The following is a 12,794-nucleotide window of genomic DNA, read 5'->3' as shown; positions in this document are numbered from 1 at the left end:
ATGAAAAAGGGATTTACGTTAATTGAAACTTTAATTGTCATAGGAATTTTGGGAATGATTAGTGGAGTAACAGTGACATTTTATTTAGGAGCTTTAAAAATTTATGATAATAAAAAATGTGATTTTGTAGCATTAGAAACAGCATCATTTATATCAAAGTCTATCAATACATGTCTAGAAAATAAAGAGAATGGATGCATATATATTGATGTAGAAAGAAATTGTATAAAATTTAAAAATGGTGACGGATATTTAAAAGGCACTTATTTTTTACCATCAGGATTTAAAGTTTGGGGGAGCAGTCTGAGGTTCTACGTATATTGCAACAAAGATAAATTAATAGATAGCGGAACTATAAAAATAAAGTATAAAAATGATTTCTATAGGGATATAACTATGTCGGTCCCCATAGGGCTTCCTTATGTAAAGGCGGATGAATGATATGAAGAAAAAAGGAATGTCATTAGTAGAACCTCTTATAACTATAGCTGTATTTTCAATATTGGTGTATTGTATATATTCTTTATTTAGTTTTAATATTATATGGAATAAAAGAAAAGATGATAAAATAACTGAAATCTTTTGGCTAGAATCAGTTAAAAACGAATTGCTTTATAATTGTAGTGAAAGTGAACTTAAAAGAAATGATAATGAAAAACTTTATATAAATGAAACATATATGGATATAAAAGATATAGAACAAGAAGAAAAGATCATAAATTTATTTTCTACTACAAAACAAGGAAATAAGTATTTAGAAATAAACGTAGAGAATTACGAAACAGATGGATATATTAAAATAATTTATAAGATGAAGGGAAATGCAATTGAAAAACAAGGACAATGGATCAAAGAAATATAAAAATGGATACACTTTAGTCGAAGTAATAGTTTATCTTGCAATAACATCTATAATTTTAGTGGTTATTTCTAATTTCATATTAAGTTCCTTAAAAGTATTGGGAGTAATGGAGAAGAAGCTAAAAAATGAATTGTATGTTTATCAGGGGATTACTTACATAGATGAAATAATAGATATAAGAAAACCAAACAAGATAAGTAAAATATCAGAAAATGAAATTAGCTTTATAAATGAGAATAATCAAGACAATAATTTTAAGCTAATATATTCAAAATCTAGTAAGAGTTTAAGAATAAAACTTAATGTTAAAAGCTATACGAACAATAACATAATAAGAGAAAGTGTTGAAGATATGGACTTTAAACTTAAAGGTAATGTTTTATATATGAAAATTATAACTACTACAGGAAAGGAGATTGAAAAAAGTTGTGCTGTAAAAGAAAGGTAAAAAGAGGATATGCACTGCCTGCAGTAGTTGTATTGATGATGATGGTATTTACAGTATTTTTAATATTAAGCAATATAACAGTTAATCTTTATAATCAGTATAAATATTGCTATAAGAGTTTAGATAATATTTGTGAAAGACCCATAGAGGAATATGATCTCCAAACTGTAATAAAAAGTAATCTGTCTAATCTTTTGGAGGAAAAAGGCATAAAGATACGAGGAATTAAAGATTTGAGATCGTTTCTAGAAAAAGAAAATTTTAAAATGCTCTACGAAGGATTTGAAATCACATATAGTTACACAAGTATAAGCCAGAAATTTGTTGCAGAAAAAAAGTCAACGGGAAAGAGGTATGATTTTTATATAATGTATGAAAATAAAGATATTGAAATTATATACAAAGAAAATGGAGGTAGATAAGTGAAAGTAATAATAGATAGAAATAGAATAAGTACAAAAAGAAATCATTATCTTCACGAAGAAATTCTTGAAGCAAAAAAAGAACTTCAAAAAAAGAACTTAAATGTAGTTTTATTAGAAGAGGAGTTTTACATTGAATGTTTGACAATACCTAAGTGCAGAAAAAAATACATAGATGCTGTAGTTCAATCAGAGGTTAACAATAAATTTAAAGAAAAGGACGATATTTTATATAATTATTCCATTGTCTACAAAGGGAAAGAAAACATTAAAATATTGATAAACTATATAGACAGCAAAAATATAAATTGCTTAAAACATTTAAAGAAAGTATTAAAGATAAGTTCGGTATATCCTGTACAAATACTTGAGAGCAAGAAAATAAAAAGAAAACTTAGAAAGAATATATTCGTTGCTATATTTCCTTATGAAGATGTGCTATATGGATTTACTTATTATAAAAAATTGATATTAGGAACTATTATTATAAGAAAGGATGATTCATTTGAAAAAACAAAAGATAAAATTATTGAATTGATGACACTTTCAAATGACATCATAAAGCAATTAAATAAAGAGATCCCAAATGAAATATATTTTTTTAAAGATAGTATTAATTTTATAAAGATTAACGTCAATAGTATAGACAATGAACTAAAAAAAATTTGGAGTGAGTGCTATGAATTACAGGTATAGAAATGGTTTTGAACCACAATGGTATAAAGAAGAAAATTTAAAAAATAAAGTTATTTTGCTAGAAAAATATTTTTTACTTTTGATGATAGTAAATGTAATCTTTGTACCTTTGACAATAGATAAAGTAAAGTCACATCAAGATAGACATTATATAGATACTATGGAAAAAGAAAAGAAAGAGAAAAAGTTCGTTGAGTGTAGCGAAATTAAATTTATTAGATTTCTAATGAAAAGCGACCTTTATGATAAATCTTCATATAAATATAAGGACAATAAAGGTACAGCATCTTTTTCTGCTGAAAATATAGAGGAAGCAGAAGAAATTTTATTAAAGTTTAAAGAAAACGATATAAAAATAAATGATGGCACTTGGACACCAATAAATGAAAATCAATGGAAAATAGAGTTTAAGATGTAATTGGAGGATAAGATGAAGAAAAAAATTATCTTTACAATACTTATTTTGACAGCTGCTTCTCTTTTTATGACGCAGGCTTATATTTTAAATTTTTATAATGGAAGTAAAAATGATGTAGAAAGTCAAGATGTAGAGGAATATATCACAGATAATGAAAATGAATTAAAAAATATATATGAGAATTCAAATGCATTGATTTCAAATATATCTTTAAAAGATAATAGCTATATAGTAAACTATGAATTTAAAGGAGAAAAAGAGGATTTTTTAAAAATTTTAGATGAAGTAAAGAGTAGGGATGAGAGATTTTCTATAAGCAAAATTGATAAAGAAATGGGGAATTCAGCCATAGAAATATGGTTTACTATAGCGTACAAAGTGCCATAAAAGTCTATGAATATTATATAAAACACAATTTGTAATTGCAAATATGCTTTTATTTTGATAAAATATCATTGTTAAATATACTATTAAATAGCAATTTATATATTAGTATATTTATTACATAAGTATATGTAACTATAAGAAGTAAGAAAACTTCATATAGCTAGTCCTTTTACTTGTATTAAATCTACAATAAAAGGTTATAATATAAATGAATTAATTGTTTTGGAGGGATACTTAATGATATCAGCAGGAGATTTAAGAAAAGGCACTACTTTTGAATTTGATGGACAAGTGTTTACTGTTGCAGAATTTTTACACGTTAAGCCAGGAAAAGGAGCTGCTTTTGTTAGAACAAAGCTTAGAAACGTAATTTCTGGTGGAGTTACAGATAGAACTTTTAACCCAACTGAAAAATTACAAGAAGCAGTAATAGAAAGAAAGGAAATGCAATACCTTTATTCTGATGGAGAACTTTACTACTTCATGGATCAAGAAACTTTTGAGCAAATACCTTTAAACTTCGAAAAAGTTGAAGAGGCTATAAAGTTCTTAAAGGAAAATATGTTTGCTGTAATTAAATTTTATAAAGGAGAGGCTTTCTCAGTTGAAGCACCTAACTTTGTAGAACTTCAAATTATAGAAACAGAACCAGGTGTTAAGGGTAATACAGCAACTAACACATTAAAACCAGCTACAGTTGAAACAGGAGCAGTTGTTCCAGTACCTCTATTTGTAAATGAAGGAGATACTATAAGAATAGACACAAGAACTGGAGAATACATGGAAAGAGTTTAATACTAAATTCTTAATTACATATATGTAACTTCGAAAGTTTATAAAGTTTTTTTAGGTATGCTAAGTTCTTAAGGAACTTAGCATATTTATTAAAAGAAAGCAGGTAAAGATATGAAAAAAGATTTCCAAAATGACATAGCTTTATTAAAGGAAATGATTTCTGGACTGGAAAAAGAGTCTAAAGAAAAAGCAATTTTAGCATCTATGATAGATGTTATGGAAAAGCTTAATGACAAAGTAGATTCATATTATAAGGATTTAGAGGAATATGTAGATTCAGTAGATAGAGATTTATCAGAAGTTAAGCTAGATATGTACGGGTTAGAAGAAGATTTTAAAGAAGAACTAGATGAAGAATTAAATATAGAAGATGATAAGGAAACTAGATATATAGAAATACCTTGTAAAAACTGCAATGAAATTATATACATGGATGAAGATTTAGTAAAAGCTCACGTTAAAATAGAGTGTCCAGTATGTCATGGAACTCTGAATGAATAAAAATAGCTCTTAGAGAAATTCTAAGGGCTATTTTTTTTATATATTTAAGTTATATTTTTTATGTTTCATAAATAAAGATTAGATATATAGAAGGAGGTGAAACATTAATCTGGAGTTTTCTCTAGATGATAAAAAATATGAGAACAAAGGATCTTATTAAACTATTACCTGTTACCATAGCTAAAGAAATAGAAACATCAGAAATTAATTTTAAAACAATACAAGAGATAAGGGTAAAAATTGAAAAGCCCATAATAATAGAAGATGATATGGGAGAGCATATGCTTTCATATAATGTTACTAGAGATGATATGAAAGTATTAACTCAAAGAATAAGTAATTATTCTATTTATGCTTTTGAGGAAGAATTAAAGCAAGGATATATAACTATTGAAGGTGGACATCGTATTGGAATATCAGGAGATTGTGTCATAAAGGATGGCAGTGTAAAAACTATTAAAAATATATACTCATTAAATATGAGGATAAGTAGAGAAATAATAGGATGTGGACTGAAATACATTCCATATATCATATCAAAAGGAAAAATATTAAATACAATAATAATATCTCCACCTAAGTGTGGAAAGACAACTATATTGAGAGACTTAGCCAGAATAATATCCAATGGAGATAAAAACTTAAATTTGAATGGTAAAAAAGTTTCTATCATAGATGAAAGAAGCGAAATTGCGGGATGTTACAAAGGTGTTCCTCAGCTTGATGTGGGCTTAAGAACAGATATATATGATAACTGTATAAAAAGTGAAGGAATAATAATGGCTATAAGAGCTCTTTCACCAGAAGTAGTGATTTGTGATGAAATAGGAAAAAGTGTAGATATAGAAAGCTTAGTGCAAGCTTTAAACTCAGGAGTAAACGTAATAACTACTATTCATGGATTTAGTCTTCAAGATTTGTTTAATAGGCCTGTTTTTAAAGAGCTTATTGACAATAATGTTTTTAAAAGAGCCCTGATATTAAGCAATAGGACTGGGGTAGGAACTATAGAATCTATTTGGAATTTAGAGACTATGAAAGACCTATGGAAGGGGGAAAGCCATGATTAAATTAGTTGGATTACTTATGATATTAATCTCTTGTTCTTTAGGAGGGATATTGTATGGAAGTATTTTTAAAAGAAGAGAAGATGAACTTAGAAAGGTTTATAGGAAAGTTATAGATTTAGAAAATAAGATTTTATACTCCAGAGAGCCTCTTCCTTATGCTTTGACGGAAATAAGTGAGGGAGATTCTACGGAAGTAGGAGCAATATTTTTCAATTGTTCCCAAAAACTTTTAAACAATGAAGTGGATGATGTATATAGTGCTTTTTTAGAAAGTATCAATATGAGCAGAGATAAATTAACTCTTAAAGATGAGGATTTTAGAATTATTTTAGATATGTCAAAATCTCTAGGAAAACTTGACGAAGATGGACATAAAAAAATATTTCAATCATCATTAGCTTTATTAAAGAGAAACATGGAGGAAGCTCATGAATTAACTTTAAAAAATGGAAAGCTTTATAGATGTTTAGGCATTTCAGTAGGGCTTGTGATAGTAATAATATTCATTTAAAGAGATGTGAGGTGGGATTAAAATGTTGGATGTAGGATTATTGTTCAAATTAGGTGGAGTAGGAATACTTATAGTAATTTTAGATAAGGTATTAAAAAGCAGTGGTAAAGATGACATAGCAGTTATAACTAATATAGCTGGCGTGGTTATAATACTCCTTATGGTAGTATCCTTAATTGCAAGATTATTTGACTCAGTAAGGACTATGTTTCAGTTATAGGAGGAATTATGGATATAGTAAAAATATGCCTTTTTGCATTAGTAGCTCTCTTTGTATATCTGATTTTTAAAGGACGAAGGAATGATGTGGCAGTATTTATACCTATCGTGGCGGGAGCACTTATATTTATTGCACTGATTCCTCAAATTTCAAGTGTAATTTCATTTATGCAAAACTTAGCATCAAAAGCAAATATAGACACTATGTATATAGGAACTGTAATGAAGATAATAGCCATAGCATATATAGCATCATTTTGCAGTGAATTATGTAAAGATGCCGGCTCAGGTAGTCTAGCATCTAAGATAGAATTTTCAGGTAAAATATTGATATTGGTTTTAGCCGTGCCTATTTTAATGGCAGTGCTAGATTCAATACTTAAGATTATGTAGGTGAGATATGAAAAAAAAGATTCTTATATTTAGTTTCATTTTTATCGTTCTTATTGGAGTTAGAGCAGGAGCATCTACAGAAGGCACTATAGATAGTGATACACAGAATAAAATTAGTAATCTATATAACTACATAACAAATTTAAAACTAGAGGAAGAGCTCTTTAACGATATGACTCCAAAGGAATTTGTGGAATATATAGTTAAAAATGGTGAAGCTCCATATACCATGAAAGACTATGTAAGCATAATAACAAAGTACTTTTTCAAAGAATTAAGTGCTACCATGAAAATAATGATTTCAATTATAATAGTTGGACTTTTATGCGGACTACTTAAAAATTTACAAGGTGCATTCAGCAGTGAAAAACTGTGCGATATAGCATATTTTGCATGCTATGGCGTATTGATAGTGCTTCTATCAAAAGGCTTTTTAATGGCTATAGGAATAGCAAAGGATGCCATAGGAAATATAACTAATTTAATGGCGGCACTTATTCCAGTTCTTTTCAGCCTTATAATAGGCGTTGGCGGAGTAAGTCAGGTAGCAACATTAGATCCATTAGTCTTAGTTGTGGTCAATATAGTTCCAAGAATATATGTGACCTTTATAATACCTCTAATACTTATGGGATTTGTACTAAGCTTTGTAAACAATATATCGAAGGACTACAAGATATCTAAATTGACTAAGTTATGTAAACAAGCTGTGCTGTGGGCTCAAGGAATAATAATGACAATATTTATTGGTATTGTGACAGTGAGAGGAATTACATCTAGCACATTAGATGCAGTGACAGCAAAGACAGCTAAATTTGCTGTAGATAATTTTATTCCTGTAGTTGGGAAGGCTCTTTCTGATGCTGTGGCTACAGTTGCAGGATATTCATTAATACTCAAAAATGCAATAAGTACATTAGGGCTTATTTTGATTATATTTATAATTTTAGTACCTATAATAAAATTGTTTTTAACATCAATAATATACAAATTGACTGCTTCTCTTTTAGAGCCGGTTAGTGAGAATAGAATAACGGATTGCATAACATCAGCAGGAGACTCATTAATTTTAATAATGTCATGTCTTATCTGTATATCGGTTATGTTTTTTATAATGATATCAATAATGGCATCAGCAGGTCAGTTCTTACTCGGTACTTAAAAAGGAGGAAACTATGGAAGGATTAAAAACTTGGATAACCACTATATGTGCTGGAGTCTTTTTTATAACTGCTGTAGAAATGATACTTCCAGACAACTCTTTGAAGAAATATGCAAAATTTGTTCTTGGCTTAATATTAATGATTATAATAATAAATCCTTTAATAAAAATTTTAAATGGAACAGATATAAATGTATCCTCATATTTGAATGAGTATGAGAATATACTTGAGAATGAAGAGGAAAAATCCATGAAACAAAAGTCAAATAGCATTAAAAACACTCAAGCTGTCTTTGAAAAAAACATAGAGAGGATAACCTTAAAAACTTTAAAAGAAAATTATCCTAAGGATAACTTTGAAATAACTGTAAAGACAAAATATGATAAAGAAGAAAATATATTTTCTATAGAATCAATCAATATACTATTTGATGAAGGTGGAGTTAAACCTGTTAAAAAGGTTGAAATAAACAAAAATACTGATGAAAATGGCGGCAATAAAGAGATAGACAATAAAAAGATGAAAGAGCTTATAGAAAAGACATTAAATATAGAGGAAAAAGCTATTCACATTTATAGCACAGATAAATAAGGGGGGTGCCTTATGAATATTAAAAAAATTATACAAAATTTAGAGAGTAAAAGTTTAAAGAAAAATTTTTATAATCTATTAATAGTTTTACTTATAGGTGTTTTAATAATTCTAGTAAGTAGCTTCTTCACCAATGACAAGAAAAGTGCTGCTGCAATAGCAAAAAAAGAAACATCTAAAGAAGAAAATGTTATTAAAGAACAAGAAGTTAATGATGTTTTAAGTAGTTATGAAGCTAGTCAAAAAGATCAACTTAAAACTATATTATCATCTATAGAGGGTGTAGGAAAGGTAGAGGTAATGCTTACATTAGAAAGTACTTCGGAAAAGGTTCCAGCTGTGGACGTCACAAAGTCTACAACTAATACTAATGAAAAAGATAATTCTGGTGGTACAAGAGAAAATGTTCAGCAAAACGATGGTACAAAAATAGTTATGTCAAATACAGGAGATACCAATACACCTTTAATATTAAAGGTTTTAAATCCTAAGATAAATGGAGTTGTTATAGTTGCAGAAGGTGGAGAAAATAAAACTTTACAATATAACATCATAAAAACTGTATCAACCCTATATAATATTCCAGAACATAAAGTAAGCGTATTTTCTATGAAGAAGTAGAATATAATTTAGTATCAATATAAATAAGTGGGAGGAGATCATATGAATAAAAAACAAGCTGGCATAATATTAGCTTTACTTGCATTAATAGTGATAGCAGGAGTTGCAGCTACAAAGGTTAATGGGCCTATGGGGGATGTGGCTGACTCTGATTGGAACTTTGGTCAAACTACAGCATCTGTAGAAGAGAACAAAGAAGAAAATTATTTTGATGAGCAAAGAACTCAAAAGATAACCAAGGATTCTGAATCAGTAGAAGCTTTAAAGACAATAATGAACAATGAAAAGGTTCCAAGTGAAGAAAGAGCTAGTGCAGCTAAAAAGCAAGAAGTTTTAATAACTAAATCTAATAATGAAAACAGAATAGAAACTACTTTAAAAACTAAGGGTTTCAAAGATGTGCTTTGTATAATCGAAGAAGATAAGGTTAGAGTTATAGTTAAAAGTTCTGAAGAGTTAACAGCACAGCAAAGACAACAAATTCAAGAAGTTGCAACAAGCATATCAAAACTACCAATGGTAGAAATAGAACAAAAAAAATAAGTATATATTTATAGATAAGTGGTAAGACTAAAATCTTACCACTTATTTATGTTCTTAAACAACATAAATAATTAATTGTAAAAACATAATCTATTTGATATAATAAGTTTATGATTAACAAGTTTTGCTATGCAAAAGTAGGAGGGTTGTTCTATGAATGAAGTAAAAAAGGAAGACTCCAACATAGGCATTGTTAAAATATCAGATGATGTTGTTAGTGTGATAGCCTCCATTGCAACATCAGAGATAACTGGTGTGGCTAGTACTGATGCAGGAATGGTAGGTAGTATTGCTCACATGGTAACAGGTAAGAAGAGCAATACAAAGGGTGTTAAAGTAGCAGTTGGAGAAAAAGATGCTTCTATAGATATTGCTATTGCAGTTGAATATGGAATTAAAATTCCAGAGATAGTAAGCCAAGTTCAGGATAATGTAAAGAAAACTGTTGAAACCATGACTGGTCTTTCGGTAGCTGCTGTTAATGTTTATGTTCAGAGCATTATTTTAAAAAAACCATCACAAAATAATCCAGAAACAAAATAATCATGGGCACCCTCTGAAATCAGAGGGTGCTAATTATTTGATAATGTATGAATTTTTAGGAAACAAAGTGTATTTTTAAAATAAATACGTTGATAATAATAATAATATAGTATAATTTATAATAGAGTATATCACTAGGAGGACACTATGAGTAGAAAAAGATCAAGAGAAGTAGCAATGGAGTTATTATTTGAAAATAGCATAAAAAAAGAGAAACCAGAAGAAATAATTGAAAACTTCTTAGAAAATACTGAGTATGATATAGAAAACTTAGACATGACATACATAAGAGATATATTATCAGGAATAGAAAGCAATATATCGCAAATAGATGAGACTATAGAAAAGTATCTAGTAAAATGGAAGCTTTCTAGAATATCAAAAGTAAATCTTTCTATTTTAAGACTTGCAACCTATGAGATATTATTTGATGATAAAATTCCATTTAGAGTTTCAATTAACGAAGCATTAGACTTGACAAGAAGATATTCCGATGAAAGTTCAGTTGCTTTTGTAAATGGAGTTTTAGATAAAATTTCAAAAAATAAATAGGGGGAGATTCAATTGGCACAGACTATTGATGGAAGGGCTTATGCTAAAAACTTAAAGTCATCTATGAAAGATCAGATTACTAAGGCCATAAAAAGAGGGGTTAGACCGCCTTGCTTAGCAACTGTATTAATATCAAATGATGGGGGTTCAGTATACTACGTAAACAACCAAAGAAAAGTCTGTGAAGAAATGGGAATTAACTTTAAACTTTTGAAATTAGATGAAAATACAAATGAAGAAGAAGTTTTAAAGGTTATAGACAATTTGAATCAAGACGAAAATGTAGATGGTATTATGCTCCAGGTTCCACTTCCTAAAGGGCTTAATGAAAATTTTATAACTAATAGAATAAGTCCAGAAAAGGACGTTGATGGACTTACTGATTTAAACACCGGAAAGTTTTATAGAGGTGAAAAGGCATTTGTCCCTTGTACTCCTAGAAGTGCATTAGAACTTATTAAAAGCACCAATTGTGATATCAAGGGAAAGAAAGCTGTTGTACTTGGCAGAAGCAATATAGTTGGAAAGCCTATGTTTCAGCTTTTGTTAAATGAAAATGCCACTGTGACTGTATGTCATTCAAAAACTGTAAACATTAAAGAAATCTGTAGTGAAGCAGATATATTAGTAGTGGCTATTGGTAAACCTAAATTTGTAGATAATTCTTTTGTGAAAGAAGGGGCTATTGTAATTGATGTAGGAACATCATCATTAGATGGAAAGATATGTGGAGATGTTGACTTTGATAAAGTATACGATAAGGCATCATATATAACCCCAGTTCCAGGAGGCGTTGGAGCTTTAACTACAACTTTGTTGGTAAAAAATACATGTGAGGCATGGGAAAGAAATGTTTGTAAAAACTTTAACAGTATCAGCATTAAATAATTATATCAAAAGAATTATTGATGGAGATGTTATATTAAACAATGTTTCATTAAAGGGAGAAATATCAAACTTTAAACTTCATAGCAGCGGACATATATATTTTTCTTTAAAAGATAATCTATCAAAAATAAATTGCATAATGTTTAAAGATAAAGCTAAGAACATAGATTTTGATTTTAAGGAAGGTATGCAGGTAGAGGTATTAGGAAGAGTGAAGGTATATGATAGGGAAGGCGTATATCAGATGTATTGCGATAGCATAAAGATGTCTGGTATGGGCGATATATACTTGGCTTTTTTAGAGACGAAGAAAAAGCTTGAAGAAAAAGGTGTTTTTAGAGAAGAACATAAAAAGGCACTTCCTAAATTTCCTAAAAGAGTAGGAATAATAACTTCACCTACAGGCGCGGCTATAAACGATATAATAAATGTGGCTAGACGTAGAAATAAGAGTACTGACCTTATAATATATCCAGCGTTGGTTCAAGGCAATGGAGCTATAGAAGAAATAAAAAAAGGTATAGAAGTACTAAACTCAAAGCCAGATATAGATGTTATAATAATAGCACGTGGTGGAGGTGCTATTGAGGATTTAAAGGCATTTAATGATGAAAGTCTTGCTATGTCTATATATAAATCTAAAAAGCCTATAGTTACAGGTATAGGACATGAGATAGACTTTACCATAGCTGATTTTGTTGCAGACAGAAGGGCTTCAACACCTTCTGCTGCAGCAGAAATAACAATTCCTTCCTTTGAAACTTTAGAAAATGAGATAAAGACATTAGAAGTATCATTAAAAAATACAATTAATTTTATGATAGATAAAAAGGTATCAGAGGTTAAAATTTTAGAAAATGAAATTATGAAATACAGCCCTGAAACATTTATAGTAAATCAGTACTATTTATTGGATACATTAAAAGAAAAATTAAATCATATGATTAAGAATAATTTATCCATTAAAAATTTAGAAATATCAAATATGTACGATAAACTTTCAAATAATAATCCGTTAAATATATTAAATAAAGGATATTCTATTGTAAAAAACGAAGAAGATCATGTATTGAATAGCAAAAACGATTTGAATGAAAATACATATATAAATATTATTTTTAAAGACGGAGATGTAAAAGGTGAATTTTCTCCAATTAAGGAGTGATGAATT

Annotated in this window: 21 protein-coding genes; all 21 read left to right on the top strand. The window is 28.7% G+C overall.

Translation table 11 applies throughout. The annotated features are described in order from the left end of the window. Entirely contained in the window at positions 1-441 is a 441-nt protein-coding gene (locus tag KQH81_RS08580) for a type II secretion system protein (RefSeq protein WP_027638349.1), read from the top strand. 1 nt (position 442) lies between these two features. Then, positions 443-862 carry a hypothetical protein gene (locus KQH81_RS08575; RefSeq protein ID WP_027638350.1) on the top strand — a complete coding sequence of 140 codons (420 nt, stop codon included), beginning with the start codon at positions 443-445 and terminating at the stop codon, positions 860-862. Then, positions 828-1,310, top strand: coding sequence for a prepilin-type N-terminal cleavage/methylation domain-containing protein (locus KQH81_RS08570; protein WP_027638351.1), 483 nt, complete (start codon positions 828-830; stop codon positions 1,308-1,310). The genes KQH81_RS08575 and KQH81_RS08570 overlap by 35 nt, the downstream gene beginning before the upstream one ends. Further along, positions 1,289-1,732, top strand: coding sequence for a hypothetical protein (locus KQH81_RS08565; RefSeq protein ID WP_230028059.1), 444 nt, complete (start codon positions 1,289-1,291; stop codon positions 1,730-1,732). Before KQH81_RS08570 ends, KQH81_RS08565 begins: the two co-directional genes overlap by 22 nt. Further along, a complete protein-coding gene (locus KQH81_RS08560) occupies positions 1,733-2,428 on the top strand; it encodes a hypothetical protein (protein ID WP_027638353.1) in 696 nt (231 codons plus the stop codon). It begins immediately after the preceding gene. Next, on the top strand, positions 2,412-2,846 hold the full coding sequence (locus KQH81_RS08555; RefSeq protein WP_230028058.1) for a hypothetical protein: 435 nt from the start codon (positions 2,412-2,414) through the stop codon (positions 2,844-2,846). The genes KQH81_RS08560 and KQH81_RS08555 overlap by 17 nt, the downstream gene beginning before the upstream one ends. 12 nt (positions 2,847-2,858) lie before the next feature. Next, positions 2,859-3,233: a hypothetical protein gene (locus KQH81_RS08550; RefSeq protein WP_027638355.1), complete on the top strand. Its 375-nt coding sequence runs from the start codon at positions 2,859-2,861 to the stop codon at positions 3,231-3,233. 237 nt (positions 3,234-3,470) lie between these two features. Next, entirely contained in the window at positions 3,471-4,028 is a 558-nt protein-coding gene (efp, locus tag KQH81_RS08545; RefSeq protein ID WP_027638356.1) for an elongation factor P, read from the top strand. Between the two features lie 111 nt (positions 4,029-4,139). Next, a complete protein-coding gene (locus KQH81_RS08540) occupies positions 4,140-4,529 on the top strand; it encodes a CD1247 N-terminal domain-containing protein (RefSeq protein ID WP_027638357.1) in 390 nt (129 codons plus the stop codon). 137 nt (positions 4,530-4,666) lie between these two features. Beyond that, complete coding sequence (spoIIIAA, locus tag KQH81_RS08535) at positions 4,667-5,599, top strand: stage III sporulation protein AA (protein ID WP_035770561.1); 933 nt, start codon at positions 4,667-4,669, stop codon at positions 5,597-5,599. Continuing rightward, positions 5,592-6,110, top strand: a complete 519-nt coding sequence (locus KQH81_RS08530; RefSeq protein ID WP_051196209.1) for a hypothetical protein — start codon at positions 5,592-5,594, stop codon at positions 6,108-6,110. The genes spoIIIAA and KQH81_RS08530 overlap by 8 nt, the downstream gene beginning before the upstream one ends. Positions 6,111-6,132: 22 nt before the next feature. Then, a complete protein-coding gene (spoIIIAC, locus tag KQH81_RS08525; RefSeq protein ID WP_027638360.1) occupies positions 6,133-6,330 on the top strand; it encodes a stage III sporulation protein AC in 198 nt (65 codons plus the stop codon). A gap of 8 nt (positions 6,331-6,338) precedes the next feature. Then, complete coding sequence (spoIIIAD, locus tag KQH81_RS08520; RefSeq protein WP_178310962.1) at positions 6,339-6,722, top strand: stage III sporulation protein AD; 384 nt, start codon at positions 6,339-6,341, stop codon at positions 6,720-6,722. A 7-nt stretch (positions 6,723-6,729) separates the two neighbouring features. Beyond that, positions 6,730-7,884 (top strand): stage III sporulation protein AE, encoded by a 1,155-nt coding sequence (gene spoIIIAE / locus KQH81_RS08515; RefSeq protein ID WP_027638362.1) that lies wholly within the window; start codon positions 6,730-6,732, stop codon positions 7,882-7,884. A gap of 13 nt (positions 7,885-7,897) precedes the next feature. After that, a complete protein-coding gene (spoIIIAF, locus tag KQH81_RS08510; RefSeq protein WP_027638363.1) occupies positions 7,898-8,476 on the top strand; it encodes a stage III sporulation protein AF in 579 nt (192 codons plus the stop codon). Between the two features lie 12 nt (positions 8,477-8,488). Beyond that, complete coding sequence (spoIIIAG, locus tag KQH81_RS08505; protein ID WP_027638364.1) at positions 8,489-9,097, top strand: stage III sporulation protein AG; 609 nt, start codon at positions 8,489-8,491, stop codon at positions 9,095-9,097. Between the two features lie 42 nt (positions 9,098-9,139). Beyond that, positions 9,140-9,640, top strand: coding sequence for a SpoIIIAH-like family protein (locus tag KQH81_RS08500; RefSeq protein ID WP_027638365.1), 501 nt, complete (start codon positions 9,140-9,142; stop codon positions 9,638-9,640). Between the two features lie 153 nt (positions 9,641-9,793). After that, positions 9,794-10,183, top strand: a complete 390-nt coding sequence (locus KQH81_RS08495; protein WP_027638366.1) for an Asp23/Gls24 family envelope stress response protein — start codon at positions 9,794-9,796, stop codon at positions 10,181-10,183. Between the two features lie 147 nt (positions 10,184-10,330). After that, positions 10,331-10,735, top strand: coding sequence for a transcription antitermination factor NusB (gene nusB, locus KQH81_RS08490; RefSeq protein WP_027638367.1), 405 nt, complete (start codon positions 10,331-10,333; stop codon positions 10,733-10,735). Between the two features lie 12 nt (positions 10,736-10,747). Further along, a complete protein-coding gene (locus tag KQH81_RS08485) occupies positions 10,748-11,623 on the top strand; it encodes a bifunctional 5,10-methylenetetrahydrofolate dehydrogenase/5,10-methenyltetrahydrofolate cyclohydrolase (RefSeq protein ID WP_027638368.1) in 876 nt (291 codons plus the stop codon). Beyond that, a complete protein-coding gene (gene xseA, locus KQH81_RS08480; protein WP_230029239.1) occupies positions 11,586-12,788 on the top strand; it encodes an exodeoxyribonuclease VII large subunit in 1,203 nt (400 codons plus the stop codon). Before KQH81_RS08485 ends, xseA begins: the two co-directional genes overlap by 38 nt. Positions 12,789-12,794: the final 6 nt, after the last annotated feature.

Source organism: Clostridium cadaveris (assembly GCF_020911725.1).
Taxonomy (GTDB): Bacteria; Bacillota; Clostridia; order Clostridiales; family Clostridiaceae; genus Clostridium_X; species Clostridium_X cadaveris.
This window is presented reverse-complemented; position numbering and strand designations above follow the sequence as displayed.

Coding starts and splice junctions, on each gene's coding strand:
- KQH81_RS08495 (WP_027638366.1), top strand. CDS start 9,794: ATGAATGAAGTAAAAAAGGAAGACTCCAACATAGGCATTGTTAAAATA.
- KQH81_RS08530 (WP_051196209.1), top strand. CDS start 5,592: ATGATTAAATTAGTTGGATTACTTATGATATTAATCTCTTGTTCTTTA.
- KQH81_RS08500 (WP_027638365.1), top strand. CDS start 9,140: ATGAATAAAAAACAAGCTGGCATAATATTAGCTTTACTTGCATTAATA.
- efp (WP_027638356.1), top strand. CDS start 3,471: ATGATATCAGCAGGAGATTTAAGAAAAGGCACTACTTTTGAATTTGAT.
- spoIIIAE (WP_027638362.1), top strand. CDS start 6,730: ATGAAAAAAAAGATTCTTATATTTAGTTTCATTTTTATCGTTCTTATT.
- KQH81_RS08550 (WP_027638355.1), top strand. CDS start 2,859: ATGAAGAAAAAAATTATCTTTACAATACTTATTTTGACAGCTGCTTCT.
- xseA (WP_230029239.1), top strand. CDS start 11,586: ATGTTTGTAAAAACTTTAACAGTATCAGCATTAAATAATTATATCAAA.
- KQH81_RS08575 (WP_027638350.1), top strand. CDS start 443: ATGAAGAAAAAAGGAATGTCATTAGTAGAACCTCTTATAACTATAGCT.
- spoIIIAG (WP_027638364.1), top strand. CDS start 8,489: ATGAATATTAAAAAAATTATACAAAATTTAGAGAGTAAAAGTTTAAAG.
- spoIIIAA (WP_035770561.1), top strand. CDS start 4,667: ATGAGAACAAAGGATCTTATTAAACTATTACCTGTTACCATAGCTAAA.
- nusB (WP_027638367.1), top strand. CDS start 10,331: ATGAGTAGAAAAAGATCAAGAGAAGTAGCAATGGAGTTATTATTTGAA.
- KQH81_RS08540 (WP_027638357.1), top strand. CDS start 4,140: ATGAAAAAAGATTTCCAAAATGACATAGCTTTATTAAAGGAAATGATT.
- KQH81_RS08580 (WP_027638349.1), top strand. CDS start 1: ATGAAAAAGGGATTTACGTTAATTGAAACTTTAATTGTCATAGGAATT.
- spoIIIAF (WP_027638363.1), top strand. CDS start 7,898: ATGGAAGGATTAAAAACTTGGATAACCACTATATGTGCTGGAGTCTTT.
- spoIIIAC (WP_027638360.1), top strand. CDS start 6,133: ATGTTGGATGTAGGATTATTGTTCAAATTAGGTGGAGTAGGAATACTT.
- KQH81_RS08555 (WP_230028058.1), top strand. CDS start 2,412: ATGAATTACAGGTATAGAAATGGTTTTGAACCACAATGGTATAAAGAA.
- spoIIIAD (WP_178310962.1), top strand. CDS start 6,339: ATGGATATAGTAAAAATATGCCTTTTTGCATTAGTAGCTCTCTTTGTA.